This is a genomic window from Actinomycetota bacterium, assembly GCA_035640355.1.
In the GTDB taxonomy this organism is placed as follows: Bacteria; Actinomycetota; UBA4738; order UBA4738; family HRBIN12; genus CALGFI01.
Window position 1 is genome coordinate 51,087 of the sequence record DASQWI010000023.1, and the last position, 26,722, is coordinate 77,808.

Here is a 26,722-nt window from a genome sequence, read left to right on the forward strand (position 1 = left end):
TCAGTACTCCCATTTCGTTCGCAAGATGCGCGCCTGCGCGAGCGAGATCACGAAGACGATCAGGAACAGCACGACCGACATCGCGGCTGCCCATCCCATCTGCTGATACCTGAACGCGTTGCGGTAGATGTTCAGCGGCATCGCCAACGTCTGGTCGTCAGGACGACCTTCGGTCATCACCTGGAACAGGTCGAACACCTGGAACGCGGAGATCAGCGTGAGGATTGAGGCGAGCAGGATCGTCGGTCGCAGCAGCGGCAGCGTGATGTGACGGAAGATCTGCCATGCGCTTGCCCCGTCCACCCGCGCAGCGTCGGTGACCGACCGAGGGATCGCCTGCAACGCCGCGATGAAGATCACCAGGTTGTATCCGATGTCCTGCCATAGATAGGCGGCAATCACCATCAGCAGCGCTACGGGGACCCCGAAGTACACGAGGTTGGGGTCGTCGAGCCATGCGATGATCGTGGTCTTGCCCGTGATCTTCGCGATGAATCCGTTCAGTAGGCCGTTCTGCGGGTGGAGGATAAAGCCCCAGATGATCGCCACGCCGACCGAGGACGCCAGCACCGGAAGGAAGAAGATCGTCCGGTAGAGCACACGAACACGCTGGTGAACCGATTCGATCATCGCCGCGAGCGGGAGCGTGACCAGCAGGTTCAGCGGCACGACGAGGAACGCAAAGAGCAGCGTGACCTTCACAGCCGTATGGAACTGCCGCACGTTGAGCGTCGCGTCTGGCGAGAAGTCGGTCATCTGCCGGTAGTGCTCCAACCCGACGAACGGGTTGTCGGCGCCCAGTCCGAGGATCGGCGACCCCGTACGACGGGGACTGAAGTCGAAGAAGGAGAGCGCGAAGGCCCAGACGATCGGAAGCGCCAAGAAGATGGCCATGAAGATGACGGCCGGACTCATGACGGCGAACACGAACCTCTTCTGCGCACCCTCGCGCCCGCCGAAGATGCGGCGACCCCGCTTGAGCCGGATCGTCTCGCTCGCCATGACGGCTCTGTCTCCCCGCGCCTATCCGAACGTCTCGTTCGCCTCGGTCTCGATCGACTGCAACGCCTGTTCGACCGTCACGTCGCCGCGGAGCGCCTCCAGCCCGTTGCTGTAGATGATGTCGTAGTAGAGCTTGTCGCGGTCCGGGAGCTGGCCGACGAACTGGGCGTTCGGCAGGACCTCGAACCAGGTCTCGAAGTGCGGGAACTCGGCGATCAGCTCGTCGCGAGCCGCGCCCTCCGCGTTCTCGCGAAGCGCCGGCAACGTCGCGGAGGTGAGGTTGAAGTCCTTCGCTACCTCCGGGTCGAGCGTGGCGAACGCCGCGAAGTCCCACGCCACGTCGGGGTTCGCGCTGTCCGTCGACACCGTCATCCCCCACCCGGAGTCGGCAACGAACGCGTCCGACCCTTCGAGCGGCGGCAGCTTGGCGTAGACGGTGTTCTCTGCAACCTCGGGATAGTCCGGCGCGTAGTCGGCGACAGCCCACGGACCCACCAGACCCATCGCGCAGAGCTCGGTGAAGTAGCATTCACCGACCCAGTTCTCCTCGTCGTTGAAGAGCACTGGATCGACCACCGGCACGTCCGCCATGCGCTTGAGCAGCCCCAGAGCCTCCTGACCCTCGGGGGTGTTGAACGTAAACGCCGTGCCGTCGTCGTTCAGGTAGCTGCCGCCGGCCTGGAGGATCAGCGACAGCAGCGAGTGCGCCAGGCCGTCGCCCGCGGTGAAGTTGTAGCCCGCGCGCACCATGGCGCCGTCCTGGATCACCGTCAGCTGCTGGGCATCCGCGATGAGCTCATCCCAGCTCGACCAGCCCTCGGTGCTGGTGCCGGCGTCCTCGGCCATCTGCGTGTTCACGAGCGTGGCGCCGTACTCGACGTTCGATTCCTGCGGCAGGCCGTACAGCGTGTCGTCGCAGGTGTACCCACCGAGCGGGCCTGGATAGAAGCGCTCCTGTGCGTCCGCGAGCGAGATCACGTCGTCGGGGACGGGCCGAAGGAAGTCGGTGTACGTGCACGCCCACGTCCCGAACATATGGATGAGGTCCGGCGCGTTGCCTGCGGGCAGGGCGGTCTGCAGCGTCTGGATGTACTCGTCGTAGCCGAACGTCTCGAGCGTGATCGTCACCCCCGGGTGGTCGGCCTCGTACGCGCGCGCCGCGTCCCGGATCGCGTCGTTGAACGATGGGCTCCGGTGCGCCCAGATCCTGAGCTCGACCGATCCACCATCACCACCGTCGCCGTCGTCGTCCGTCGTTTCTTCGCCGAACGTGCACGCGCTGGCGACCACTGCGATCACGAGCATCCCGACCAGCCACCGTCCGAACCGTCCCGAGATCATGGCTCCCCCTCGTCAGTTCCTACATACGGTCCTGTGCGCTATCTGCGACGGCGCCCGAGCTCGACAACACGACCGAGCGTGCCAGGTAGCGCGGCCGGTCCGGGTTCAAGCCTCGCGCCTCGGCGAGCGCGACGGCCAGCCGCTGTGCGATCACGAGCTCGGCCATCGGATCCAGCGTCGCGCGGCGCACGGTCGCCCCGGTCTCCTCGGCGTCTACACCGACGGCCGGGTCAGGCGATCCGAGGATCCAGACGAACGTCCGATCGTCCGAGAGACTGATCGGCCCGTGTCGGTACTCCATCGCCGGGTAGGCATCGCTGTGAACGAGTGCCGCCTCGCGGAGCTTCAGGGCGGCCTCCTCCGCGATGCCCACGGTCCAGCCGTGTCCCAGGAACGTGAAGCGATGGAACAGGGTCGGCTCCGCCGTCGCCTCCATCGTCAGCGCGGACTCTGCGTCCGCGATCGGCCCAGCCATGTCATCCCCCAGCGCGGTCCGCAGGAGCGCGAGCGCGGAGGTGGCGAACCGCGTCTGGACGACGGAGCGCTCGTTGGCGAAGTCGAGCACGATCACCCGGTTGGCGAGCGACTGCGCCTGCGTCTTGCCTTCGGCGGTGATCACCACGGTCGGCGTCTCGCCCGCCAACCGTTCGAGGAGGCGGAGGACCTCCGTGGTCGTGCCGCTCCGCGTGATCGCGACGACGGCGTCATACCGTCGGCCGAACGGAAACTCCGAGGCCGCGAAGGCGTCCGTCTCACCCCGTCCTGAGGACTCCCGCCGCGCGGCGAAGGCGCGGGCCACGAACAGCGACGTGCCGCACCCGACGGCGGCGACGCGGTCGCCGTTCGATGGAAGCGCGTCGGTCACGTCCGCCGCGAGCAGCTCGCTCGCTCGCCAGCATCCTGGCTGAGTGGCTATTTCGTGCGCGATTTCGCTCACTTCGGCGCACTCTAGATCAGAACCGCTCATTCGCGCAATGCGCTCCTATACTTGGCGCCATGCGCCAGGCGGAGCGCCTCGGGGCGATCCTCGAGGACCTCTCTACATCGGGGAGCGTCGGCGTGACCGAGCTCCGCGACCGGTTGGGCGTTTCCGCGGCCACGGTGCGCCGCGATCTCGAGCTTCTGGAGGAGCAGCGCCTACTGACTCGGACTCACGGCGGGGCCGTCGCGCAGATGGTGTCGTACGAACTCCCGCTGCGGTACCGCTCCGCGACACGCCAGGAGCAGAAGCGCCGGATCGGACAGGAGGCCGCTCGACGGGTGTACGACGGTGCGGTGATCGGCCTCACCGGCGGCACCACCACGACGGAGGTCGCCCGAGCGATCGCGCACAAATCTTTGACGGTCGTCACCAACGCGCTCAACATCGCGAGCGAGCTCGCCATCCGGCCCAACATCAAGTTGGTGGTGACCGGCGGCGTGGCCCGTGCCGAGACCTACGAGCTCGTCGGCCCGATCGCCGGCGCGGCCGTCGCGGATCTGAACCTCGACGTCGTGTTCATCGGCACGGACGGGATCAGCGCGGCGGCGGGGCTCACCACCCACCACGAGATCGAGGCGCACACCGACCGCGCGGTGATGGACCGGGGCTCGATGGTCGTCGTCGTGGTCGACGGCTCAAAGCTTGGTCGCGCCGCGTTCGTGCAGATCTGCCCGATCGATGCAGTCCACGAGATCGTTACGGACACGGATGGCGACTCGGACGAGCTCGCCGCGATCCGCCACGCGGGAGTGACCGTCACGGTCGTCTAGTCCCCTCTTCGCTTAGCGGGCCGCCGGGGGCGCCGCCCGGATCGCCTCGGGGATCAGCTCGCCATGTGCGTCGATCAGCTCGTCCACCATGTCGAGGATCTGTTCGATGGCGAGCGTCGCGGCCGTGTTCGGGTCGAGCAGCGCTGCCTGGTAGACGAGCTCGCGCCGCTGTTCGAGTGCCGCGCGCACCGTGAGCTCGACCACGTTGAGGAACGTCCGGTTCAGCGCCAGACACTGCGGCGGCACGGCTCCGACCCGCGTCGGCTGCACCCCGTTCTTGTCGACGAGCGCCGGAACCTCGACGCATGCGTCCTCCGGCAGCCCTTCGATCAGGCCGCCGTTTCGGACGTTCACGTAGACCTCACGCGGCGTGCCGGTTTCCAGCGAATGGACGATCTCGGAGGCGAGCTCCGAAGCGGGCTCCACCTCGAGCTCGTGACCGGCATCGAGCCGCTGCTTCGTTTGCTCCCACTCGAGCAGGTTCTCGTCGCTCCGGCGGATGTACTCGTCGATCTCCGCCCGAAAGTGCTCGACCTGGTCCTCGTGGTGCAGGAACCACGGGACGTACTCGCTCGAGTGCTCGCTCGATTCGGTCGGGAAGTACCCGAAGCGTCGGAAGATCTCCACCCGGACGCGCCGACCGAGCCCTTCTGGATCGGCTTCCACGATCCGCCGAAGCACGGGGTACAGGTCCTCGCCCGTTGAGCGTCGTCGGAACAGGTACACGAAACACTGATGGTTGAAGCCGGCGGTGCGAAAGGCGATGTCTTCTTCCGGTACGCCGACGGTCTCGGCGAGGAACGCGTGTGTGTCGCGCACCGAGTGGCACACCCCCACAACGTTCGAGAACGGCGTCCCCGCGTACACGCTCCACGGAACCATGGCCATCGGGTTCGTGTAGTTCAGGAGAAGCGCGTTCGGCGCCAACTCGTTCAGATCGTTTCCGATGCTGACCATCACCGGGATCGTGCGGAGACCGCGGAAGATGCCGCCGATCCCGATGGTGTCGCCGATCGTCTGCCTGAGGCCGTACTTCTTGGGGATCTCGAAATCTCGAAGCGTGGCCTGATAGCCGCCGACCTGGATCTCATTGATCACGTAGGACGCGCCGCCGAGCGCCGCGCGTCGATCCGCGTGCGCCTCAACGGTGTATCCCGCACCGGTGCGTTCGACGATCGATCGCGCCGCTCGTGCGGAGTACTCGAGACGTTCATCGTCGATGTCGTGAAGCGCGACCGTCAGCGACCCGTGGAGCTCGCGGTACGAGCACAGGTCGGCGATGATGTTGCGAGTGAACTCGACACTGCCCGCCCCGATCACCGCCAAGCGCGACATGGGCGGAGTGTAGCGGCGACGACGGAGTCAATGACTTGATCGTCTGCGTCGCCGCGAATCCTTCGATCGACAAGCTCTTCGAGGTGGAACGTCTCCACATCGGGGCGATCCACAGACCTCGCTCGTTCACGCAGGTTCCCGGGGGCAAGGGGTTGAACTGCGCGCGGGCTGCGGCCGCGCTCGGCGCCGACGTGACCGCCACCGGGATCCTGGCCGGACACACAGGTCGCTGGATCGAGGAATCGCTCGCCGGCGAAGGCGTGGAGCGACGGTTCGTATGGACCGATGGCGAATCCCGGGCCTGCCTCTCGGTCGCATCCGCGACTGAGGACGGACTGCTGACCGAGTTCTACGAGCGCGGACCCGACATCGAACCCGTCGTCTGGGGCCGGCTCGAAGAGCTTCTCGGCGACATCGTGTCCGATGCCTCGTGGACGACGATCTCCGGATCGTTGCCTCCCGGTGTCAGCGCTAACGGGTATCTGAGGCTCGCGGAGATCGCAAGCGAAAACGGAGCTCGTGTGGCGATCGATGCGGAGCCCGATGCGCTGACACACGCGCTGAAGGCGCAACCGGCGATCGTGAAGGTGAACGCCGATGAGGCGGGCGCGTTCCTCGGCTCGCCCATCCCCACCGAGAGGGAAGCCGCTGCGGCGGCGCGTGAGATTCGGGCTCGGGTGGCGTCTCCCGATGCGGCCGCGATCGTCACGCGAGGTGTCGAGGGCGCGCTCGTCTGTCGCTCAGCGGATGAGGTCCTGCGAGCGCGTCTGTACGAGCGAGGTCCGTATCCCGTCGGCAGCGGCGATGCGTTTCTCGCAGGACTCGTAACCGCGTTGGACCGTGACGAGGGCTGGGAGGCGGCGCTTCGCTTGGCGCTCGGTGCTGCCGCAGCCAACGCCGAGCGACCCGGCGCCGGGCGCTTGGACGGCGTCCGCGCGATCGAGCTCGCCCCCCGCGCCGTCATCGAGTCGGTGTACTGAGCAGGGACGAGTCGCCCATCGCGGGTCGAGGTCCCAGGGCAACCTCGTTGCCGTTCACATGTACCTCGTCACGAAGCCGCGCCGCAGGAACGTGCCGAACATCCGCCTTGCGAACCAGAACGCGATTGCCCCGTACACGACGTCGAGCGCGAACGCCCATGGGAGGCTTCCCCACACGGCCGCGCGATCGGCCAGAGAGGCGCGCATAGCCTCGAACGCGTGCGCCGGCGGAACGAAGATCGCGATGGCTTGTGCCCATCCCGGCAACGCCGACACCGGATAGAACACCGCCGAGAACGGGACGACGATCGCCGCGAGCGCCCACGCCAGCTCGTCGGCGGCGTAGCCCAGTCGCATGATGCACCCGATCACCACGAGCGCAAGCGCGATGCCAAACAGCAACATCACACCGATGTAGAGAACAACGCCCATTCCGAGTTCGAGCACCCCGAACGAGAACAGCGCCCATGCCAACCCCGCCATGACCGTCCACGTCACGGCGACCTTGCCGAGGCCGAACACGACGGCGCCGGTCAGATACTCAGCAGACGTGATCGGGGACGCCAGCACGGAGATGAGGTTCTGCGAGTGGACCTCCTCCAGGAAGCACAGCGCGACGCCGTTCTTCGCTCGGAAGACGAGATCCCACAGGAGCAGCCCACCGAGGAAGAACGCGACCGGCGTGGGCAAGTCGACGCCGCTGCGCAGCAGGAAGACGGTGATCAACCCCCACAGGATGAGATCGACGATCGGCCAGAACGCCAGCTCGATCAGTCGCGTGGGTGAGTGGATCGTCACGTAGAACTGGCGGCGAACGACCGCAGCGATCCGACCAGGATTCATCGTCGTGCCTCCTCCGCGATCGAGACGAACGTCTCCTCCAGGTCCTCCCGCCCGTATCGAGCCGCGATCTCCGAGGGCGTCCCGTCGGCGACGGCTCTTCCGAGCGCGAGGAAGATCACGCGCCGGCACATCCGTTCGATCTCGTCCATGTTGTGCGAGGTCATGAGGATGGTGAAGCCCTCACGTCGTTGCTCCTCGAGCAGCACACGGCGAACCTCGCGACCCACCTCCGGGTCGAGCGATGCGGTCGGCTCGTCCAGCACGAGCAGGCGTGGTCGGTTCATCATCGACTTGGCCAAGCCGACGAGCGTGCGCTGACCGCTCGATAGGTGGGCCGTCTTCTTGTCATACAGATGCGAGACGCGAAGGAGCTCCAGCGCCTCGCGCGCGCGCGAGCGCGGCACGCCGTAGGCGTCGGCGAAGACCCACAGGTAATGCTTCACTCGGAAATCCCCGGGGAGCGAGACGTAGGTCGCCGTGAAGTTCGTCTGTACGAGCGCGGCCGAGCGTTCTTCGGGAAGCGGAAGGTCGAGCAGACGAACCTTGCCGACGTCCGGCTCGATGATGCCGAGCAGCATCATCAGGGTCGTCGTCTTGCCCGCGCCGTTCGGTCCGAGGAGCGCGACGACATCGCCCTCCTCCACCAGGATCGTCAGATCGTCGACCGCGCGAACGTCGCGGAACGACTTGGTCAGATTTCGTGCTTCGATCGCGAACGACGCCACCTCTCACCTCCACGCTCGACGCCACGGCGGGCGAAACCGACACGGTCGTGAAGACCGGTCGTCCGGAGGACCTCGGGCGAGGCTCGACCTCCGGTATCGAGGTCAGAGGTGGCTATCCATCAACGACATCCTACGCCTCGTCGGTAGCCGCCATTCCAGTCCCGCGTACGCTTCCCTCGATGAGGCGGCGTCTGCCCGCGATCGTGCTCGCGATCGCCGTGACGGGGTGCGGCGCCGAAGGAACGAACCACGAGCCCATTACGACGGCGGACATCCTTCGCGCGATCGTGGTCTCTGAAATGGAACCACCTGCGCGGACGAGGTACTTCCGCACGGAGCGGGGCGCGGCGAGCGCGACGCAGCTTGTCCAAGACGGACGACCCGAGCTGCAGGTCTTGGTTCAACGCGGTCTCGACGATGCCCTGACGAGGGAGTTTGGTACGCCGGGGATCATCGCGATGCTCCTGGAAGGAGAGCCGACCGAGTCGCTCGATACGAGACGGGATGTCTGGGTGGCCTCCACGGTGTTGGCGTACGATGATTCGGGCGCCGCGCGCGCAGCGCAGTCGGTATTCGTCGATGCGACAGGCAGACGTCTCGAGCAGGAACGCAACGTCGTGTTGGGCGACGGAGGTACCGCGTTCCGCGGGCGGTTCCTGCGCGACATGCCCGTTGTGACGCTCCTATGGCGCAACGAGCGGTTCGTGCTTCACGTGATGGCCGTTGGCGCCGCCGCTCACTCCGAGATCAGAGCCATCGGCCGCGACGTGGACGACCGCGTGCCGTAGCTCGGCGTAGCATTCGCGAATGGCTCGCCGGCCAGCGACATTCCTCGGCAAGAGTCGCTGGTTCAGCGCTGTGGCCGCGCTCGTGATCCTCGGCGCCGCGTGTAGAAGCGAGTCCGAACCACCGGCGGGCCGACCCTCGACCGGCCAACCCTCGACCGGACGCCCAGTGCTCAAGCCCGTCGGATCGGTGGACGGCGCGCCGCTCGGGTACGTCGAGTACCTCCCACCCGGTTACGGCGACGGGGTCGCTCGCCCGCTCTTGGTCTTCCTCCACGGCGGAGGCGAGAGCGGCGACGGAAGCGAAACGTCTCTCGATGCGGTGTTCAAGCTCGGCATCCCTAAGCTCATCCAGAACGACGAGTGGCCGGAGGACCGTCCCTTCGTCGTCCTGATGCCGCAGTACGGAGTCGACGCCTCGAACGATTGTCAGCTCGCAGACGAGATCGACGCGTTCCTATCGTTCGCGATCGACAACTACGACGTAGACGAGGATCGCCTGTATCTGACCGGCATCAGTTGCGGAGCGATCGGGGCGTGGGACTACCTGGCCGAGAACGGCGATGACGTCGTCGCTGCAGCGGTTCTCATCGCCGGCCATGCGGAAGACGCCTACGCGAAGGCCGGGTGCTCGCTCGGGGAAGTGCCGATCTGGGTCTTCCACGGCCGGGCCGACAGCATCGTGCCGATCGATTTCGTCGAGGACCGAGTCGCCGCAATCCGGGCATGCGAGCCGCCGCCTGAGGAACTGCAGCTGACCATCTATCCCGGCGTCGACCACAACTCGTGGAGTCGGACGTACAACCTGTCCGAGGGCCACGACGTCTACGCGTGGCTCCTCGACCACACCACCTAACGACCCTTGTTCGTCATTCATGGTTCATTCCTCCCGATGGACGAGAACCAGCGAGACGTGTCGAACGCGACGCTCCCGATCCGATCGGCCCGAATGACAGCGAAGGTTTGCCTTCGCTGTGACTGGCAAGGCGAAACGAGGGAATCGACCTGCCCGAACTGTGGAGTGCTGCTGTACGTGCCCGGCGCCACGCAGCCGAAGCTCGCGGGACCCCAGGCACGCGACGATCGCGGGGCGCTGAACCAACTGGCAGAGTCGCTCACTTCGCGGCTCGATCCACCGGTGTCACCCCGAAGGGAGGCGATGTCTCGCGCGTCCACCGGCTCGGCCGCAGTGTTCGTCATCGCGGCTTTCGTGCTGATCGTGGCCTTCGACGCGTGGCTCGGGTCAAACGGAGCAGCCCCGACGATATCCGAGCCGCCGGACGCCAACTTTGAAGACTGGTTCGTTCCGCCCATCTCGCGGTTGGACCTGCCCGCACCGCCAGCCGGCGTCGGCCCGATCGAGCCCGTGCCCAGCTGGAACTCCTGCGGGAAGAGATGCAGACGCGAGCTGACCGTCGGAGGCGTGCCGCTCTCGTTCCGTGTGCCCACGCGAGGCTGGGAGGCGTTCGGCGATATCTCGATCAACAAGTCGATCGTCGGGCCCCAAGGCGCCGAGGCGATCATGTACTGGACGACCATCCCCGGCGACTACGCCAACCCGTGCGTCGACGTTCTCGGCATGCCGGTCCCTCGAACGGTCGCGGAACTCGTCGCAGAAGTGGCGGATGCGCCGGGCACGGAGCTCCTCGCACCTCCCTCGAACGTGAGGGTCGGCATGCATCGGGGGAAGCACGTCGCCTTGCTCGTTCGTAAGGATCTCGGATGCGATCCGGGATACTTCTTCATCTGGCACGACATGGAGGCGGGCGCGCTCTGGCCCTCGACAGAGGTGGGGCACGCGATCAGCATCTGGATCGTCGACACGGGTCACAAGCCGATCTTCATCGCGGCCGTGACCAGCGAGCAGGCCAGTGAGCAGCTCCATCAGGAGATCGGACTGATCGTTCGGTCGATCCGCTTCGAGGCATCACCGGCTGCTCGCCGACAGTCTTAAGGCACGCCCGCCCGGCGCGGTGCATCGGTGATGGGCTCAGGCGCGTGCCACACGGCCTCGACGTTGTTGGCGTGGAGGTCGTTCACGAACGCGGCGTAGTAACGCTCCGAGTATTGCGTCCAGACGCCGGGCTCGCCGCGCGCCATCGCACCGTTCGCCATCGCGGCCTCGAAGAACGCGTCGACGGCGTCGCGCCCAGCCGCGTCGAATGCCACGTGCGCCGCGGTGGTGACCGGACTTCCGCGGGAGATCACGAAGTCGTCCAAGTCGTCCGTGCCATAGCTCACGCCGTCCTCCTGAACGTGCAGCTCCGTGTAGCCGAGTGGCGCCAGAGCGGCCGTGTAGAGACGCCGGCTGGCGTCGAGATTCTCGACCACGAAGAGAACGTGATCCACGATCACGCGCCGAACGGTCATCTCGGACTTCGATCCTAGCCCCGAGGCGGAAACCACCCTCCCGACCAGCTGATTCAAGGCGTTGCCGTGCGCCACATCGTCAACGTCGACAGTGGCAGCGGATAATCGCCCGATGACCGGCGACCTCCCTCGCGGCGGTGCGGACGACGCTCCGATCCGCGCGTTCCTGATCGCGGACGTTCGCGGTTACACCCTGTTCACCCAGGAGCGCGGGGACGAGGCCGGGGCGAAGCTGGCGGCCAAATTCGCCGACATCGTCCGCGACGTTGTCGAGACCCGCGGCGGGACGCTGCTCGAGCTCCGCGGCGACGAGGCTCTCTGCGTATTCGGGTCCGCGCGCGAGGCGATCCGCACGGCGGTCGAGCTCCAAGAGCGATTCGTCGAGGAGACCATCGCGTCGCCGGAGCTGCCGCTCACCGTCGGAATCGGTCTGGATGCGGGCGAGGCGGTTCCCGTCGAGGGCGGGTACCGCGGCGGCGCGCTGAACCTCGCTGCGCGGCTGTGCGGTCAAGCGCGTGCCGGCGAGATTCTCGCCTCACGTGAGGCGACCCACCTGGCGCGCCGGCTCGACGGCATCCGCTACCAAGACCGCGGCTCACTGACGTTCAAGGGCCTGTCGGATCCCGTGACCGTCGTGCGCGTCGTTCCCGAAACGGGCGACCCGATCGAGCGGCTCCGGCCATTCGCACCGCCGGCGCCCGAGCCGCCGCCAACGCAGCGACGGTGGCTCGTACCGGTAGCGGTCGCCGCTGCGCTGGCGCTCGTCGCGGTCGCCATCCCGCTGCTGGGCGGTGACGAAGATCCGGGGCACATCGGCTCGGACTCAGTCGCGCTGCTCGATATCGAGGACGGATCCGTAGGTCTGTCCGAGACGATCGGCGACCGACCGGGTGCCATGGCGGTCGCGTTCGACAGCGTGTGGGTTCTCCAGCCCGACCGTGGTCGCATCGTCCGTCTCGACACCGACGACGGCGCGGTGCAGGACACGATCCCCGTTGGATCGTCCCCCGCGTCGCTCGTGGCCGGCGACGATGAGATTTGGGTAACAAACGCCGTGGACGGCACGGTCAGCCGGGTCGACGAGGAGACGAACCAGGCAAGCCAGTCGCTACCCGCCGGATCGCGCCCGACGGGCATCGCCAGCGGGGACGGTGCACTGTGGATCGCCGACACGACCGGCGCGGCCCTCCTCCGCGTCGACCCGTCCGGCGTCGACGAGCCCTCTTCGATCCCGCTCCCCGGCGAGCCCGCAGGCGTCGAGTGGACCGATCACGGGGTTTGGGTCTCCTACTCCCCCGACGGCATCGCTCGCATCGATCCGTCCTCCGGCATGATCACTCACACCCAGACGGTCGGAGCCGAACCGACGGCCATCCTGTTGGCGCACGGATCGATCTGGGTCGCGAACCACCTCGGCGGCACTGTCGCGCGCATCGACCCGTCGAGTGGCGACGTCGTGGATCTGATCCCTGTCGGTGACGGACCGAACGCGCTGGCGTCGACGACCGACTCGGTGTGGGTGACGAACGAGTACGACGGGACGGTGATGATGATCGACCCGACGACAAACGATGTCGCACGCGCGGTCTCGCTCGATGCGACGGCGGCGTCGCTTGCTACCGATGGCGACGGTCTGTGGGTCGCGGTCGGCGCGTCTGCCAGTGAACATCGCGGCGGTACGCTGCGAGTCGCGGGCGGGGTCATCGAGAGTCTGGATCCCGCAGTCGCGTACGACACGCAAGCGTGGCAGATCCTGACGATCACGAACGACGGGCTCCTCTCGTACAAGCGGGTCGGCGGCACCGAGGGCACGACGCTCGTCCCCGACCTGGCCTCTGCCCTGCCCGACGTCTCCCCCGACGGACTGACCTATCGGTTCCCATTGCGCGACGGCCTCCGCTACTCCACCGGAGAACCGGTCCTTCCTGAGGACTTCCGCTACGGGCTCGAGCGGGCGATCGCCATCACTCCCGATGCCGCCAACTTTTTCGGAGCGATCGAGGGCGCGGCGGCGTGCGCCGAGGCCGGACAGGCGTGCGACCTATCCAACGGGATCCTCGTCGATGGAGCGGCGATCTCGATCCGGCTCGAACGACCGGACCCCGACTTCCTGTACAAGCTCGCGATGCCGTTTGCCTACCCGCTGCCGTCAATCGTCCCGATGGAAGATCAGCGCCTCGAGCCGCTCCCGGCGACAGGCCCGTATATGGTTCGGGACGGCAGCCGAGAAGGGATCGAGCTCGGCCGCAACCCGGAATTCCAGCAGTGGTCAGGCGCGGCCCAACCCGACGGCTTCGTCGACGCAATCACATGGGAGTTCCGCGAGGGTCGTATCGACGCGCTCCAAGCCGGAGCGCTCGACTGGACAATAGGGGCGCCCCCCGAGGACGTGGATGCGCTCCGCGCGTCGAGTCCGGACCAGGTTGTCTCCGCACCGGATTCGTCGATCTTTTTCGTGGGGTTCGACGTCGCTCAGGCGCCGTTCGACGACGTTCGGGTTCGTCGGGCGGTCAACTACGCAATCGACCGCGCGCACGTCGTCGAGCTCTTGGGCGGGCCGGCGTTCTTCCGCCCGTCGTGCCAGCTCGTGCCGCCGAGCATTCCCGGGTACCAGCCCTTCTGCCCGTACACGGCTGATCCCGACACCGGGCGCTGGTCCGCGCCGGACCTCGAGCGCGCGCGCCAGCTGATCCAGGCCGCCGGCGTTGCGGGCGACCACGTTACGGTCTGGTCGCCCAGTGGCGCGGGTGTTCCCACAGGGATCGACGAGGTCATGGCCTACGTCGCGGACCTGCTGACGCAGCTCGGGCTGCCGGCAGAGTTGAGGGTGATCGACAACGTCGACACATACTTCGGCAAATACCTGTACGGGACAGAGCCGGGAACCGCGCGCCATCCCGCGATCTTCATGGCCGGATGGCTTCCGGACTTCTTGACCGCGACGAACTACATCGAGCCGCAGTTCGGTTGCAACGCCGGCCCGAACGCGTTCGGCGTCTGCGATCGAACGCTCGAGCGCATGATGGACGAAGCGAAGCGCCTCCAGCTGTTAGACCTCGGCGCGGCGAACCGGGCGTGGGCAGAGGCGGACCGGCGACTCGTCGAAGAGGCCATGCTCGCGCCGCTCACGAATGGCCTCGTGGCGTATCCCGTGTCGGACCGGGTGGGGAACGTCCAAATCCACCCGCTGTGGACGCTTCTCCTCAGCCGCCTCTGGGTGCGCTGACGAAGTTCCGAACGTTAGCCAGCGTGACGGTCCAGATGGGCGTCGAGACGCGTTGCGAGTGCGTCGAAGCGAGCATCGAGCGTGTCGAAGCGCGAATCCATTCGGCCGATGAGCGAGTCGAATCTGACATCGATGTGATCCAAGCGAGCATCGACGCGGTCGAAGCGAGCGTCGACGCGGTCGAACCGAGCATCCGTCCTCGCGGCAAATGAGTCGATCCGGGCACCGAGATAGAAGAGCGTGCCGAGCGACATCGCAGCCAGGATCGCCAGTGCCGTCCAGACCACAGCGTCCATCTGGTCGGCGAGCGTAGCACCCGCCGGTGACAACCATGCTGACCGACCGGGATGCCTCAGAGGCGCTCTCCATCTTGCCGGCTCAGACAGCGGCGAGAGTTTGTCTGAAGAGTAGACGACTCGTACTCTTCCGCCGCCACGGAACAAGTCCGCGGTAAGGGCTGCATCGTTCGACCGCCAGGTGGTGACCCGTGTCGCAGCGACGCCCCAACGCACCGCTCGTCCCAAATGCGAGCCCCAGCGACACCGTCGGCACCCGTGACGGAGCCGCGCACCGATTCACATCCGTCACAGCGGAGACGCTCTCACGCAGGATCACCCGAGAGCTCATCGCGAGCATCATCCAGGGCCACTACGGGCCCGGCGACCTTCTACCCACGGAGGAGGAGCTCTGCCAGCAGCTCGGCGTCAGCCGATCGGTCGTTCGCGAGGCCACCAAGGCCGTGACGATCCTGGGCATGGTCAGGAGCCGGCAGGGACGGGGGACGGAGGTACTACCCGACGAGAATTGGAACGAGTTCGCGCCGGAGGTCATCGAGGCGCGAAGCGATCTTCAGACAGTCGATGAGTTCCTCGTGCACCTGCTCGAGCTTCGCCGGATCATCGAGGTTGAAGCTGCGGGACTCGCGGCGCGGCGCGCCGACGCCGAGGCCATCGCCTCGATGGCGTCGTTGATTGCCGCGATGGAGGACGCCGACGATGTCGAGGCCTTCGCGCGACTCGACGTGCGTTTCCATGACGCGATCCTCGCCGCGACGCGCAATCGTCCGCTTCGGAGCCTGCTGAGGATGATCGAGCCGGCGCTCCTAGCAGCTCGGACCGTCAGCCTCACCACGCGGCGCGCGGGCCTGAGACGATCGGCGAAGGAGCACCGCGTGATCGCCGAGGCGATCCGAGAGCGTTCGGCAACACGGGCGCGTCGGGCGATGACGACGCACCTGTCGTGGACCGCGAACCTGTCGGTCGATCGAGCCGACGGTTCGCGCTCTCGAGGGTCGCGAAAGTCCCGCGCGTCCTCCTGACCTACTGCTCATCCGGACTGACTGCGTCGAGCGCACGCTGCAGTAGCGCGTCGTCGTCGGGGAACATCTCCGAGCGGACGAGCCGCGGGAGCAGTTTCTTCCACTGCTCGCCGAAAACCGCCGCGCGGGCAAGGTACGGGACGCCGTCGTCGACCCGACCGTTCCCGGCGAAGGCCACTCCTGTCCAGAACGCGGCCTCGCCGTCGGTGGCGGAGTCAGGAACCATCTGGGTCGCCGCCTCGTAGTCGGCCAGTGCCGCGTCGGCGCGGCCGGCGGCCATCATCGCGTCGCCCCGGTTCAGCTGGATGTACGCCCGCTGCAGCGACACCAACCGACGCAGCTCTCCGAGCGGGTCGGGCGCGTCCTCGACCCGGAGATCGAATGCAGGGTCGTCGCGGCCCGGTGCCGGCACCACGACCAGCGCGGCCGATTGCCGCCCGCGCACGTCTCCTCCCTCGTTATCCGCGGCCTCGAGCGCGGTGACGAGACGCTCGGCGAGGTCGCCGTCGGCCCCCGCGAACGCTTCCGTCATCGCCGACCAGACCGACGGGCGATCCATGAGGTTCGCCTGCGCGGAGAACCCGGCGCCTATGTCGTGCCCCGCCTCGGCTATGCACAGGTCACCGGTGTGCGTTGCGACGACCCCGTCGGCGTCCACGATGGCGATCTGGCGGTACGCGGCCTGCTCATCGCGGTCGAGCAGGCTCTCGAGGGCCGCGGCGGCGCTCCCACCTGATCGCAGCTGATCGAGCGCCCTCGTGCCCGACGATGGATCGCTGATCGACTGAACCGCGACGGCGCCCACCCCAGCCTCCACCCACGGAACGACCGCTCCTACGTTGAACCAGTGCGATTGGACGCCGACGCCCAACGCTCCGGTGCCGTCGCGCGCAACGATCGAGTACGTCGCGATCGGTCGACGTCCGATCCAACCCTTGCCCACGCCCATCTCCTCCTTGCCTTGACATCGTAAGAAGATCAGATGTATATGCGTTCGGTCCCATCCAGCGCATGCTCGCGCGTCACCAAGGGAGGGATCCCATGGAACGGTTCGGTCGCGCTCGGTTCCTGGTCATCGCGGCGCTGATGTCCCTGCTCGTCGCCGCCTGCGGCGGTGGCGACGGAGGAGGCGACGACGAGGGCCGCGGGGACGGATCGAGCGAGCTCGAAGAGGTCACGTGGGCGCTCCCGGGCCTCCCCGACGTCCTGCTCGTGCCCCACGACTGGACCACCTATTCCGGAGCGGTGATGTCGCTCGTCGAGGAGGGCCTGCTGGCGTTCGGTGACGACCTCAGCCTGCAGCCGGCGTTGGCGGAGGACTATGAGGTCGTTGACCCGACAACGTACGTCTTCACGCTGCGCGACGGCGTGACGTTCCACGACGGCACGCCGCTCACCGCCGACGACGTCGTTTTCAGCATCGAGTGGAACATGGATCCGGACAACGCGTCGCAACTCGCTGCGTTCTTTGCGTCGGTCGACACGGTCGAGGCCACAGCGGAGAACGAGGTCACGATCACGCTGAAGAAGCCCGACGCGCAGTTCATCTACTCCACTGCGCACATGTCGGGGTTCATCATGAAGCAGGACCAGCTCGAGCCGGCGGGGGAGGACTTCGGCACGCCCGACCTCCTGCCGGTCGGGACCGGCCCGTACCAGCTCGTCGAGTTCGTGCCGGACGACCACGTCACGCTCGAGCGCTTCGACGACTACTGGGGCGACCCGGGCGCGTCGCAGCGGATCGTGATCCGCGAGATCCCCGATTCGCAGACGCGCCTGCTGGCGATGCAGAACGGTGATATCGACGGAACGTTCGACGTCCCCGTCTCCGAGGCGGACCAGTGGGAAGGGCTCGACGGCGTCACGCTGATCACGGCACCATCGAACGGCGTCTACCAGCTGATCCTGGACTTCGAGACGCCCCCGTTCGACGACCCGAACGTCCGCAAGGCGATCGCCCTGGCCGTCGACCGAGAAGGGATCGTGCAGGCGGTTCTGCACGGCAACGGCGCGCCAGCCCGCGCGATCAATCCGCCGGGGATCTGGGGCGGCGTGCTGGACGAGGGAGCGGTGACCCAGTTCTACGACACGATCCCGACATACCAATTCGACCTCGATGCCGCGCGCGCTGCGCTCGCCGAGTCGTCGGTGCCCGACGGCTTCGACTTCTCCGTTCCGGTGCCCAACAACGACCCGGTCGCGATCAACTCGTTCCTCGCGATCGCCGAGTCGCTCGGGCAGATCGGCATCACGATGGACGTCCGGCAGGTCGACCCGGGTGAGTGGCTCGACGTCTACTTCGGGCACGAGGACCTGGGTGCCCAATTCATGTCGTACTTCCCGGACTATGCCGACCCCGCGAACTACCCGTACCTCTTCTATTACAGCGGGAACGCAGTGGCGAACGGGCTGAACGGCTCGAATTACCGCAACGACGAAGTCGACGCCGCGATCGAGACGGCGCTCCAGTCGACGGATACAGACGAACGCGCACAGGCGCTCGAGGAGGCGATCGCACAGGCGCAGGAGGACGTAGCCACGGTGCCGATCCACTGGCCCGACTCGGCGATGGCGATCAGCGACGAGCTGCGCCTCGATGGCTACAACGCCTTCTGGTACAACATCCCGTGGGCGACCCGCGGGTTCGGATCGGCATAGCGCGCACCGCGTGGGCGATCGCGAACGCCTCGAGAGCGTCCTCGCGCTCCTGGATCGCGTCCGGTATCCCGTCGACCTGTCGTTCACCCACCGTGGCGACGCCCTCGCCGTCGCCGTGTTCCCCGCACACCTCGAACGGGCCGGGAGCTATCAGAGCCGGATCTGGCGCGTGCCGCTCGACGGTGGCCCGCCCGAGCAGCTGACCGCCGGTCCGCGCACCGACGCGCTCCCCACGTGGTCCCCGATCGACGACCGGCTCGCCTTCGCCGCAGAGCGCCCGATCGTCGGACGGATGTCGCCGTTCCTGCTCGAGCCGGGCGGTGAGCCTCGTGAGATCGGCGAGGTCGACGGCTCCGTCCAGGCGCTCGCCTGGTCCCCCGATGGAACGTCCGTGTTCGCCCTCGCCGTCGACGAGGGCGGGTTCGGCGCGGCGACGGACGGTGCGATACGCCTCCGTTGGAGCGACGCGCCCGATCCCGCGGTGTTTCGGCCCGACACGGGCTGGCGGCGAGTGCTGCGGATAGATATCGAGACAGGCAAGACGGAGGAAGTCAGCCCAGACGGGGTGAGCGTTTGGGAGTTCGACTTGGTTGATGCCTCGAAGGCCGTCGGCCTCGTGTCGGAAGACCCGTCCGAGAGCGGTTGGTACCGGGCCCGGCTCGCACTCCTTGACCTCGAGCGGCGGACCTCCCGCGACCTGTGGATCCCCGATCGGCAGGTGCAGGGTCCCGCCGTGGACCCGACGGGGCGCCGCGTCGCCGTCCTCGAGGGGTGGTCGAGCGACCGCGGGCTCGTCGCGGGGGACGTCCGTATGATCGAACTCGAGAGCGGCGAGGCCCAGCCGTTCGACTCCGAGCTGAGCGACCTCTCCTCGATCGGCTGGCTCGACCCCGAGCGCCTGTGGTTCGCGGGCTGGGAGGGGTTCGGGTCCCGCTTCGGCGTCGTCGACGCCGCAGGCAAAGTGGAGTGCGCGTCGACCGACGACGCGATCGTCGGGCCGAACAGCTTCCACGCTCGCGTCGCGCCGATCCCGAGCGGCGGGTTCGTCGCGATCCGCGAATCGCTGCGTGATCCGCCCGAGGTGATGCAACGCGACGACGGCCCCGACGCGACGTGGACGCCCCTCACGTCGTTCAACGACGGCGTGCGCGCGGACCTCCGGTGGTACCCCGAGGTGCGCGAGCTCGAGTGGCACGGCGCGGGAGGGCTTCCGATCCGTGGCCTACTCATGCTGCCCGACGGCGACCCGCCGTTCCGAACCGTCGTGATGATCCACGGCGGACCGACCTGGGCGTGGAAGCACGGGTTCGACCCGGGGTACTCCTTGCCGCTCGCTGCGGCGGGATTCGCGGTCTTTCTGCCGAACTACCGCGGCAGCACCGGGCGAGGGCAGGCCTTCACCCGGTTGAACGTCGGAGACCCGGCCGGAGCCGAGTTCGAGGACATCTTGCTCGGCGTCGAGCACTGCGTCTCGCTCGGCGTAACGATGCCCGACGCGGTCGGCGTCACGGGCGGGAGCTACGGTGGGTATCTCACCGGTTGGGCTGTGTGCACTACGGACCGGTTCGCGGCCGGCGTCATGGTCTCGGGCATCGTGGACCACCTGAGCACGCACCTCACGTGCAACCACGCCTTCTCGGAGTTCATCTTCGAGGGCGACCACCGCGACCCGGAGAAGCTCGGGCTGTTCATGGAGCGCTCGCCGATCACCCATGTGGCGAACGCGAAGACGCCGACGTTGATCCTCCACGGATCCCAGGACCAGTGCACACCGCTCGGGCAGGCCGAGGAGCTCTACCAGGCCCTCGTGGTGAACGGCACGCCGACGGAACTCGTGGTCTACCCTCGCGAGGGACACGGGTTTCGCGAGCGCGAGCACGCGGCCGACGCGCAGCGCAGAACTGTCGGCTGGTTCGAGCGACACCTCGAGGGGCGCGGGTGAATGCTGGAGGCATCTGGGCGTACGTCCTGCGACGGCTGCTCGTCGCCGTCCCACTCATCCTGCTGATCTCGCTGGGGGTTTTCGCCCTCATCAACCTCGCGCCCGGAGACCCGGCGCGCGCCCTCGTCGGCTCGCGACAGGCAAGCCCCGACGTGCTCGCGGCGATCCGTGAGCGCTTCAACCTCGACGAGCCGTTCATCGTCCAGTACCTGATCTGGCTGAGGGCGGTCGTGACCGGCGACTTCGGGCGCTCGATCCAGGGCAGTCAGCTCGTCACGACGATGATCTCCGACCGGCTGCCGGTGACGATCTTCCTCGGGCTCTACGGGAGCGTCGTCGCGCTCGGCCTTGGCATCCCACTGGGGATCCTGGCGGCCGTCCGGCGCGGGTCCGAGATCGACCGCGGCGTGGTGACTATCGGCGTGATCGGCGTGAGCGCGCCCGCGTTCGCGACAGGGATCCTCCTGCTCTACGTCTTCGGCGTAGCGCTGGGGTGGTTCCCCACGTTCGGTCCCGGCGACGGCTTCGTCGATCGCGCGCTGCACCTCACGCTCCCCGCGATCGCGCTCGGGTTCTCCGTGATGGGGCTGATCATCAAGATCACACGGGCATCGATGATCGAAGAGCTGCAGAAGGACTACGTCGCGTTCGCGCGGGCGCGTGGGCTCGGCCGGGGCAGGATCGTCGTGTCGTACGTCCTGCGAAATGCACTGATCCCCGTCGTGACCGCGGCGGGCCTGATCGTGGTGGGCCTGCTCACTGGCGCGGTCCTCGTCGAAGTCACGTTCGGACTCCCCGGACTTGGGTCGCTCCTCGTAAATGCCGTCTCACAGCGCGACATCCCGGTGATCCAGGGCATCGTGCTCATCCTTGCGGTGTTCGTCGTGGTTCTACACGTCCTGATCGACGTTCTGTACACGTTCATCGACCCACGGATCCGGTTCGGCCGGATCGAGGCATGAGCGTCGGAGTGCCCTCGTGAAGCTCGAGGAGAGCGCGTCCGCCGGCTCCGTCCCGTCGGCAGTCGCGCCGCCCGCTGTCGTCGGCGGGCGTGGGGTGCCGGTGACGGTGTGGATCGCCGGAACATTCGTCCTCGTCGCGCTCGTTTGTGCGGTCTTCGGAAGCCAGATCGCCCCGTACCGAGCGAACGCTCAGGAGCTGCTCCTGGGTGTCACGCCCCCCGGCGGCGAGCACCTCGCGGGAACGGACCTGCTCGGTCGCGACGTTCTGTCGCGCACGATCATCGGCGCGCGGACGGCGCTGCTCGGCCCGACGATCGTCGCAGTCGGCGCGTTCGCGATCGCCACCGTCCTCGGATTGCTCTCGGGTTACATCGGTGGCGTGATCGACTCGGCCGTGATGCGGTGGGTCGACTTCATGTTCGCGTTGCCCGGACCGCTGATCGCGATCGTGATCGTTGGCGTTGCGGGCGGCGGGTTCTGGACGGCCGTCGTCGTGCTCGTCATCCTGTTCACGGCGCCAGACACGCGGATCGTCCGGAGCGCCGTGCTCGAGCAGCGACCGCTGCCCTATATCGAGGCGGCTCGGACGCTTGGAATCTCGCGGTCGCGGATCATGTTCCTCCACATCCTGCCCAACATCCTGCCGATCGTCGCCGCGTACGTCGTCCTCGACTTCGCGTTCGCGCTCGTCAGCCTCGCGGCGCTGTCGTTTCTTGGGCTCGGGGTCTCCCCGGGCCAGGCGGACTGGGGCCGCATGCTGTTCGAGAACCGCACGCTCCTGCTCACGAACCCGCTCGCGGCGATCCTGCCCGCGACGGCGATCGTCGTCACAGCGGGGAGCATCAACATCATCGGCGACTGGATCTACGAGCGGATGGCGGGCCGGTGATGCCGGATCGGTTCACTGAGGGGACGCCGCTGCTCGACCTCGAGGGACTCCGGATCTGGTCGGGACCGTCGCGCGAGCAGCGCACGATCACGACCGGGACGAATCTCGTCGTGTGGCCGGGCGAAACCGTGGGGATCGTCGGTGAGTCCGGCTCGGGCAAGTCGCTAACCGCCAGAGCGATCATCCGGCTGCTGCCCGACGGCGTGTCCGCCGAAGGGAGCATCCGTTATCGCGGGCGCGAGGTGATGGACCTACGCGAGAAGCAGATGCGAACGCTCCGCGGCGGCGACATCTCCCTGATCTTCCAAGACCCGTACACGATGTTGAATCCGCTCTTGCGGTGCGGCGAGCACATCGCCGAGATGCTCGTCGACGCCGACGGCAATCGTCCGTCGCGTGAACGCCTCCGCGGCGAAACCGTCCGTCGGCTCGCCGAGGTCGGGATCCACGACCCGCATGTCGCCACCCGGTACCCCTTCCAGCTGTCGGGAGGGATGCGCCAGCGCGTAGCGCTCGCGGCCGCGCTGGCGAAGGACCCGGAGCTGCTGGTCGCCGACGAGCCCTCGACGGCGCTCGACGTCACGACCCAAGCGGAGATCCTCAAGCTCCTGCGTTCGGTCCAGCAGGCGCGCGGGATGGGGCTGATCCTGATCACGCACGACCTGCGGGTCGCATTCACGACCTGCGACCGGGTGTACGTCCTGTATGCGGGCTCGCTCCTCGAGGTCGGACACGCACAGACGATCGAGCGCGAACCGCTTCACCCCTACACCCTCGGCCTGCTCCTGTCCGAGCCCTCCACGGAGCAGAAGCTCGGCGAGCTCGCCGCGATCCCGGGCTCCGTCCCCGCCGCGGACGACGTCGCGGGCATGTGCCCGTTCGTCCCGCGATGTCGCTGGGCGCGGGACGTGTGCCGGAACGGCAATCCGCCGCTCGTCGCCGTCGAGGCCGATCACCGGAGCGCGTGTGTGCGCCTGCTCGAAATCCGGGACGAGATGCGCGAGCTCCGCGACGAGGTTCTCCGGACGTCGGCGGAGACCACGCCGGTCCTTGGGGAGACGCTCGCTGCGGTCGACGGCGTCACGAAGACCTTCGATGTCGGCCGCGGACGAGTCGTCGAGGCCCTGAAAGGCGTCTCGCTCACAATCGGACCGGGAGAGTGCGTGGGGCTGGTCGGCGAGTCCGGCTCGGGGAAGACGACGCTCGGCCGGTGCCTCGTCGGGCTCGAGACGCCGACGGCGGGACGGATCGAGATCGATGGCGTGGACGCGTCCGATTTCGGCGCGATGTCGAAGACCGCGCGGGCGCGGGTGCGCCACACCGTCCAGATGATCTTCCAGGATCCGTACTCGACGCTAAACCCGCGGCACACGGTCAGCCGCACGCTGACGGAGGCCCTGCAGCGGACGGGCATCGAGGCCGGACGGCGGTCGGCCGCCGCTGCCGTCGCGGAACTTCTCCATCGGGTCGGCCTCCCCGAGGTCTACGCCCGTCGACGGCCGGCGGCCCTCTCGGGCGGGGAGCGACAGCGCGTCGCGATCGCGCGCGCGCTCGCGGTGCAACCCGCGTTACTCGTGTGCGATGAGCCTGTGTCTTCGCTCGATGTGTCCGTCCAGGCCCAGATCCTGAATCTGTTCCGCCAACTCCAGGCCGAACTGCAGATCGGCTACCTGTTCATCACGCATGACCTCGCGGTCGTCCGCCAAGTCGCCGATCGGATCTACGTGCTGTTGAAGGGTGAGGTGGTCGAATCTGGACCGGCGGACGAGATCCTTTCGCAGCCGAAGCACGCGTACACGCGGCAGCTGATGGATTCGGTCCCAGGCGCGGCGAGCCGTACAGCCTAGGGTCAACGCGTCGATGGGGTTCTCGCGCACGATCACGGCGGTGGACGCGCACGCGTGTGGCGAGCCTGGGCGCGTGATCGTCTCGGGCGCGCCTAAGGTCGAGGGGGCAACGATGTTCGACAAGTTGGTCGCGCTGCGCGAGCATCATGACGACCTCCGCCGGTTGATGCTTCGTGAGCCGCGCGGCTATCCAGCCGCCAACTGCAACGTCCTGCTTCCGCCCACGCGCCCGGAGGCCGATGCCGGGTTCGTGATCATGGAACAGACCGAGTACCCGCCGATGTCGGGCACCAACACGATCTGTGTCATCACCGTCCTGATCGAGACCGGCATCGTCGCAGCAACGGAGCCGGTGACCGAGCTCGTTGTCGAGACGCCAGCGGGGCTCGTCGGCGTGACCGCCGACGTAACGGACGGCAAGGTTACTCGGGTGACGTTTCGGAACGTGCCGGCGTTCGCCGTGCACCTGGACGCCGTCGTCGACGTGCCCGAGATCGGGCCGGTCACCGTGGATGTCGCGTGGGGCGGGATGTTCTACGTGATCGCGGACGCCGGGCAGCTCGGCCTGCGCCTTGAGCCGGAGGAAGGGCGAACGATCGTCCGCGTCGGCGAGATGATCAAGGCCGCCACGCGCGAGGCACTGCCCGTCGTCCACCCGGAGAATCCGGCGATCGAGGGCGTCACGATCTCGCAACTGTGGGGACCGGCCAGGGACCCGGCGGCCGCACGACGGAATGCCGTTGTCGTATCGACCGGGACGCTCGACTGGAGTCGCCCGGACACGTGGACCGGCGCGATCGACCGTTCGCCATGCGGAACGGGGACGTGCGCGGCGATGGCGGTCCTGCACGCCAAGGGCCAGCTCGCGCTCCACGAGGACTTCGTCCACGAGGGACTGCTCGGCACTCGGTTCGTCGGTCGACTGATCGAGGAGACGATCGTGGGCGATCGCCCTGCCGTGGTGCCGACGTTGAGCGGTCAGGCGTGGATCACCGGTCGAGCGGAGTACCTCCTCGACGAGACGGACCCGTTCCCGGAGGGCTTCACGATCGGCGACATCTGGGCGTGAAGCAGTCGTCGATTACGCCGCAAACGACGGCCGTACCGCATCACGTGACCCGCTAGCGGGCGGCGTGACGGTCGAGATGGGCGTCGAACCGGGCCGCGAGGGCGTCGAAACGACCTTCGATCGCATCGAAGCGCGTATCCATCCGTCCGATCAGCGCGTCGAAACGAGCATCCATGCGTGCCGCGAGGGAGTCGATCCTGGCACCCAGATAGAAGAGCGTCCCGAGCGACGTCGCCGCAAGCACTGCGATTGCCGTCCAGACCGCGGCGTCCATCTCGTCGACGAGCGTAGCACCCAGGTCTGACGTCGCTATTCGAGGTAACCGAGGCCGCGGAGATACTCCTCATCTCGTCGGCTCGTGTTGGTGACGCTCGACACATTCGCCACACGCCTAGACAAAATTGGTCCTCCCGAGTGTTCATACGAGCGGAGGATCGAATGGAACACGCTGAGGCGAGGTGGAGCCGTGCGGGCGACGCGGTCGCCGTCCAGGACTCCTTCGAGGCATTCTTCGAGCTGGAGCAGGAACGCCTCCTGCGCATGCTGTGGATGGTGACCGGGAGTCTCCAGGAGGCCGTCTCCCTCTCTTAGCGGCTACTCGATGCAGCGAAGCCGCGGAGATGCGAGGGTGATCGAGACGCCTCCGCCTCGAGCAGGCAGCGCGCTGAGCACGTACCTACTGCAGCGTTCGGACGGGACTTCCGCGTCTCTATCCCGTGAGGCGAGAAGGCGGGACGATGACCCGCGGGATGGCGCGGGAGGGGGCGCTCGAACGCGATCGGCTGGCGGAGCTCTACGTTGAGCACGCCCCGGACGGCATCCGACTCGCCTTCCTGCTGACCGGTGACCGGGCTCTGGCCGAGGACCTGGTCCAGGAGGCGTTCGCGCGCCTGGTGGGGCGGCTGCGCCACCTACGAGATCCGGGGGCGTTCGGCGCGTACGTGCGTCGAACCATCGTGAACCTCGCCACGAGCCACTTCCGTCACCGCCGTGTCGAGCGGTCCTACCTCGAACGGACCGCCGCGGTACCGACGATCAAGGGCCACCCGAACGAGGACCTCGACGAGACGATGCACGCGGCCCTCCTGCAACTTCCGCAGCGTCAACGCGCCGCGATCGTGCTGCGCTTCTACGAGGACCTCTCCGATGTCCAGACCGCCGAGTTCCTCCGCTGCTCGCCCGGGACGGTCCGGTCGCTCGTCTCCCGAGCCATGAAGGCCCTGCGCGAAGCGCTCGAAGGGATGCCCAGATGATTGACGAGCACGACGTCCGCGAGATGCTGCACCGTCGCGCGGACTCGATCTCCGCGATCCCGGTCGATGCGCCGAAGGCGGCGCGGCGAGCGCGCCGGCGGCTCCTCGCGAACGGCGCGGTCGCGATGCTGGCGGCCGCCGCGATCGCCGTGGCCACATTCACCGGCATCGACGCGATCCGCAGCGCGCCGATACCGGCCAACCCGACACCTAGCGCGGTACCGGACGTTCTGCGCGCGAACGGCGAGGTGCTGACCTTCACGGGCGATTCGAGGTTCACCCACCGGATCCCCGGAGATCTCGTCATCGTGAACCCCGAGACCGGCGAGCGGCGCATCCTCGTGGAGGACCTCAGGGTCGTGTACTCCGCGGACTGGTCGGCGGACGGCCGCTGGGTCGCGTACGTGACGGAGACACTGGAAAGT

General features: G+C 67.5%; 26 protein-coding genes. 16 read left to right on the top strand and 10 right to left on the bottom strand.

Annotated features, from left to right (window positions below; translation table 11 throughout):
• The 3 genes from VFA08_12180 to VFA08_12190 are packed head-to-tail and all read right to left on the bottom strand — an operon-like array spanning window position 1 to window position 3,280.
• On the bottom strand, window positions 1-1,002 hold the full coding sequence (locus VFA08_12180; GenBank protein HYZ14343.1) for a sugar ABC transporter permease: 1,002 nt from the start codon (window positions 1,000-1,002) through the stop codon (window positions 1-3).
• Between the two features lie 21 nt (window positions 1,003-1,023).
• A complete protein-coding gene (locus tag VFA08_12185) occupies window positions 1,024-2,343 on the bottom strand; it encodes an extracellular solute-binding protein (protein ID HYZ14344.1) in 1,320 nt (439 codons plus the stop codon).
• 19 nt (window positions 2,344-2,362) lie between these two features.
• Window positions 2,363-3,280 carry an SIS domain-containing protein gene (locus tag VFA08_12190; protein ID HYZ14345.1) on the bottom strand — a complete coding sequence of 306 codons (918 nt, stop codon included), beginning with the start codon at window positions 3,278-3,280 and terminating at the stop codon, window positions 2,363-2,365.
• A 59-nt stretch (window positions 3,281-3,339) separates the two neighbouring features.
• Between VFA08_12190 and VFA08_12195 the strand changes: the two genes are divergently transcribed.
• Window positions 3,340-4,095: a DeoR/GlpR family DNA-binding transcription regulator gene (locus VFA08_12195; protein ID HYZ14346.1), complete on the top strand. Its 756-nt coding sequence runs from the start codon at window positions 3,340-3,342 to the stop codon at window positions 4,093-4,095.
• Window positions 4,096-4,107: 12 nt separating this feature from the next.
• On the opposite strand, the gene melA is transcribed toward VFA08_12195, so the two are convergent.
• Window positions 4,108-5,430, bottom strand: coding sequence for an alpha-galactosidase (melA, locus tag VFA08_12200; GenBank protein ID HYZ14347.1), 1,323 nt, complete (start codon window positions 5,428-5,430; stop codon window positions 4,108-4,110).
• 35 nt (window positions 5,431-5,465) lie between these two features.
• On the opposite strand from melA, the gene VFA08_12205 reads away from it, so the two are divergent.
• Entirely contained in the window at window positions 5,466-6,410 is a 945-nt protein-coding gene (locus VFA08_12205; protein HYZ14348.1) for a hexose kinase, read from the top strand.
• A 54-nt stretch (window positions 6,411-6,464) separates the two neighbouring features.
• Here the strand turns inward: VFA08_12205 and VFA08_12210 are convergent, their stop codons facing one another.
• Together VFA08_12210 and VFA08_12215 are read right to left on the bottom strand one after the other, a co-directional pair.
• Window positions 6,465-7,253 (bottom strand): ABC transporter permease, encoded by a 789-nt coding sequence (locus VFA08_12210; GenBank protein HYZ14349.1) that lies wholly within the window; start codon window positions 7,251-7,253, stop codon window positions 6,465-6,467.
• Window positions 7,250-7,978, bottom strand: a complete 729-nt coding sequence (locus VFA08_12215) for an ABC transporter ATP-binding protein (protein ID HYZ14350.1) — start codon at window positions 7,976-7,978, stop codon at window positions 7,250-7,252. Before VFA08_12215 ends, VFA08_12210 begins: the two co-directional genes overlap by 4 nt.
• Window positions 7,979-8,157: 179 nt before the next feature.
• Here VFA08_12215 and VFA08_12220 point away from each other — a divergent pair, with 179 nt between their 5' ends.
• From VFA08_12220 to VFA08_12230, 3 genes are all read left to right on the top strand, one after another.
• On the top strand, window positions 8,158-8,766 hold the full coding sequence (locus VFA08_12220; protein ID HYZ14351.1) for a hypothetical protein: 609 nt from the start codon (window positions 8,158-8,160) through the stop codon (window positions 8,764-8,766).
• Window positions 8,767-8,785: 19 nt separating this feature from the next.
• A complete protein-coding gene (locus VFA08_12225; protein HYZ14352.1) occupies window positions 8,786-9,619 on the top strand; it encodes a dienelactone hydrolase family protein in 834 nt (277 codons plus the stop codon).
• 165 nt (window positions 9,620-9,784) lie between these two features.
• Window positions 9,785-10,717 carry a hypothetical protein gene (locus VFA08_12230; protein ID HYZ14353.1) on the top strand — a complete coding sequence of 311 codons (933 nt, stop codon included), beginning with the start codon at window positions 9,785-9,787 and terminating at the stop codon, window positions 10,715-10,717.
• Here VFA08_12230 and VFA08_12235 read toward each other — a convergent pair.
• On the bottom strand, window positions 10,714-11,133 hold the full coding sequence (locus tag VFA08_12235) for a VOC family protein (GenBank protein HYZ14354.1): 420 nt from the start codon (window positions 11,131-11,133) through the stop codon (window positions 10,714-10,716). The two genes, VFA08_12230 and VFA08_12235, sit on opposite strands and share 4 nt — an antisense overlap.
• 112 nt (window positions 11,134-11,245) lie before the next feature.
• Here VFA08_12235 and VFA08_12240 point away from each other — a divergent pair, with 112 nt between their 5' ends.
• A complete protein-coding gene (locus tag VFA08_12240) occupies window positions 11,246-14,359 on the top strand; it encodes an ABC transporter substrate-binding protein (protein ID HYZ14355.1) in 3,114 nt (1,037 codons plus the stop codon).
• Window positions 14,360-14,373: 14 nt separating this feature from the next.
• On the opposite strand, the gene VFA08_12245 is transcribed toward VFA08_12240, so the two are convergent.
• Window positions 14,374-14,655: a hypothetical protein gene (locus VFA08_12245; GenBank protein ID HYZ14356.1), complete on the bottom strand. Its 282-nt coding sequence runs from the start codon at window positions 14,653-14,655 to the stop codon at window positions 14,374-14,376.
• A gap of 191 nt (window positions 14,656-14,846) precedes the next feature.
• Between VFA08_12245 and VFA08_12250 the strand changes: the two genes are divergently transcribed.
• Entirely contained in the window at window positions 14,847-15,677 is an 831-nt protein-coding gene (locus tag VFA08_12250; protein HYZ14357.1) for a FadR/GntR family transcriptional regulator, read from the top strand.
• A gap of 1 nt (window position 15,678) precedes the next feature.
• Here VFA08_12250 and VFA08_12255 read toward each other — a convergent pair whose 3' ends face one another.
• Complete coding sequence (locus VFA08_12255) at window positions 15,679-16,620, bottom strand: DUF1028 domain-containing protein (GenBank protein ID HYZ14358.1); 942 nt, start codon at window positions 16,618-16,620, stop codon at window positions 15,679-15,681.
• 98 nt (window positions 16,621-16,718) lie between these two features.
• Here VFA08_12255 and VFA08_12260 point away from each other — a divergent pair, with 98 nt between their 5' ends.
• Genes VFA08_12260 through VFA08_12285 form a run of 6 tightly spaced genes read left to right on the top strand, consistent with a single transcriptional unit; the run spans window position 16,719 to window position 25,044 of the window.
• Entirely contained in the window at window positions 16,719-18,335 is a 1,617-nt protein-coding gene (locus tag VFA08_12260) for an ABC transporter substrate-binding protein (GenBank protein ID HYZ14359.1), read from the top strand.
• Window positions 18,336-18,345: 10 nt separating this feature from the next.
• Complete coding sequence (locus VFA08_12265) at window positions 18,346-20,277, top strand: S9 family peptidase (protein ID HYZ14360.1); 1,932 nt, start codon at window positions 18,346-18,348, stop codon at window positions 20,275-20,277.
• Window positions 20,274-21,239, top strand: coding sequence for an ABC transporter permease (locus tag VFA08_12270; GenBank protein ID HYZ14361.1), 966 nt, complete (start codon window positions 20,274-20,276; stop codon window positions 21,237-21,239). Before VFA08_12265 ends, VFA08_12270 begins: the two co-directional genes overlap by 4 nt.
• A 16-nt stretch (window positions 21,240-21,255) precedes the next feature.
• Window positions 21,256-22,128: an ABC transporter permease gene (locus tag VFA08_12275; protein ID HYZ14362.1), complete on the top strand. Its 873-nt coding sequence runs from the start codon at window positions 21,256-21,258 to the stop codon at window positions 22,126-22,128.
• On the top strand, window positions 22,128-23,975 hold the full coding sequence (locus tag VFA08_12280; protein HYZ14363.1) for an ABC transporter ATP-binding protein: 1,848 nt from the start codon (window positions 22,128-22,130) through the stop codon (window positions 23,973-23,975). The genes VFA08_12275 and VFA08_12280 overlap by 1 nt, the downstream gene beginning before the upstream one ends.
• 13 nt (window positions 23,976-23,988) lie before the next feature.
• Complete coding sequence (locus tag VFA08_12285) at window positions 23,989-25,044, top strand: proline racemase family protein (GenBank protein ID HYZ14364.1); 1,056 nt, start codon at window positions 23,989-23,991, stop codon at window positions 25,042-25,044.
• Window positions 25,045-25,096: 52 nt separating this feature from the next.
• On the opposite strand, the gene VFA08_12290 is transcribed toward VFA08_12285, so the two are convergent.
• Window positions 25,097-25,318, bottom strand: a complete 222-nt coding sequence (locus VFA08_12290) for a hypothetical protein (GenBank protein ID HYZ14365.1) — start codon at window positions 25,316-25,318, stop codon at window positions 25,097-25,099.
• A gap of 164 nt (window positions 25,319-25,482) precedes the next feature.
• On the opposite strand from VFA08_12290, the gene VFA08_12295 reads away from it, so the two are divergent.
• From VFA08_12295 to VFA08_12305, 3 genes are all read left to right on the top strand, one after another.
• Complete coding sequence (locus tag VFA08_12295; GenBank protein ID HYZ14366.1) at window positions 25,483-25,635, top strand: hypothetical protein; 153 nt, start codon at window positions 25,483-25,485, stop codon at window positions 25,633-25,635.
• Window positions 25,636-25,781: 146 nt separating this feature from the next.
• A complete protein-coding gene (locus VFA08_12300) occupies window positions 25,782-26,297 on the top strand; it encodes a SigE family RNA polymerase sigma factor (protein ID HYZ14367.1) in 516 nt (171 codons plus the stop codon).
• Window positions 26,294-26,722 (top strand): hypothetical protein (locus tag VFA08_12305; GenBank protein ID HYZ14368.1); only part of this gene is annotated, 429 nt, incomplete at its 3' end. The genes VFA08_12300 and VFA08_12305, both read left to right, overlap by 4 nt.

Excerpts from the sequence above, each read along its gene's own strand:
- VFA08_12240 (HYZ14355.1), top strand. The coding sequence starts at position 11,246 with ATGACCGGCGACCTCCCTCGCGGCGGTGCGGACGACGCTCCGATCCGC.
- melA (HYZ14347.1), bottom strand. The coding sequence starts at position 5,430 with ATGTCGCGCTTGGCGGTGATCGGGGCGGGCAGTGTCGAGTTCACTCGC.
- VFA08_12220 (HYZ14351.1), top strand. The coding sequence starts at position 8,158 with ATGAGGCGGCGTCTGCCCGCGATCGTGCTCGCGATCGCCGTGACGGGG.
- VFA08_12185 (HYZ14344.1), bottom strand. The coding sequence starts at position 2,343 with ATGATCTCGGGACGGTTCGGACGGTGGCTGGTCGGGATGCTCGTGATC.
- VFA08_12235 (HYZ14354.1), bottom strand. The coding sequence starts at position 11,133 with ATGACCGTTCGGCGCGTGATCGTGGATCACGTTCTCTTCGTGGTCGAG.
- VFA08_12210 (HYZ14349.1), bottom strand. The coding sequence starts at position 7,253 with ATGAATCCTGGTCGGATCGCTGCGGTCGTTCGCCGCCAGTTCTACGTG.
- VFA08_12295 (HYZ14366.1), top strand. The coding sequence starts at position 25,483 with ATGGAACACGCTGAGGCGAGGTGGAGCCGTGCGGGCGACGCGGTCGCC.
- VFA08_12285 (HYZ14364.1), top strand. The coding sequence starts at position 23,989 with ATGGGGTTCTCGCGCACGATCACGGCGGTGGACGCGCACGCGTGTGGC.
- VFA08_12180 (HYZ14343.1), bottom strand. The coding sequence starts at position 1,002 with ATGGCGAGCGAGACGATCCGGCTCAAGCGGGGTCGCCGCATCTTCGGC.
- VFA08_12260 (HYZ14359.1), top strand. The coding sequence starts at position 16,719 with ATGGAACGGTTCGGTCGCGCTCGGTTCCTGGTCATCGCGGCGCTGATG.
- VFA08_12280 (HYZ14363.1), top strand. The coding sequence starts at position 22,128 with ATGCCGGATCGGTTCACTGAGGGGACGCCGCTGCTCGACCTCGAGGGA.
- VFA08_12290 (HYZ14365.1), bottom strand. The coding sequence starts at position 25,318 with ATGGACGCCGCGGTCTGGACGGCAATCGCAGTGCTTGCGGCGACGTCG.
- VFA08_12300 (HYZ14367.1), top strand. The coding sequence starts at position 25,782 with ATGACCCGCGGGATGGCGCGGGAGGGGGCGCTCGAACGCGATCGGCTG.
- VFA08_12195 (HYZ14346.1), top strand. The coding sequence starts at position 3,340 with ATGCGCCAGGCGGAGCGCCTCGGGGCGATCCTCGAGGACCTCTCTACA.
- VFA08_12225 (HYZ14352.1), top strand. The coding sequence starts at position 8,786 with ATGGCTCGCCGGCCAGCGACATTCCTCGGCAAGAGTCGCTGGTTCAGC.
- VFA08_12245 (HYZ14356.1), bottom strand. The coding sequence starts at position 14,655 with ATGGACGCTGTGGTCTGGACGGCACTGGCGATCCTGGCTGCGATGTCG.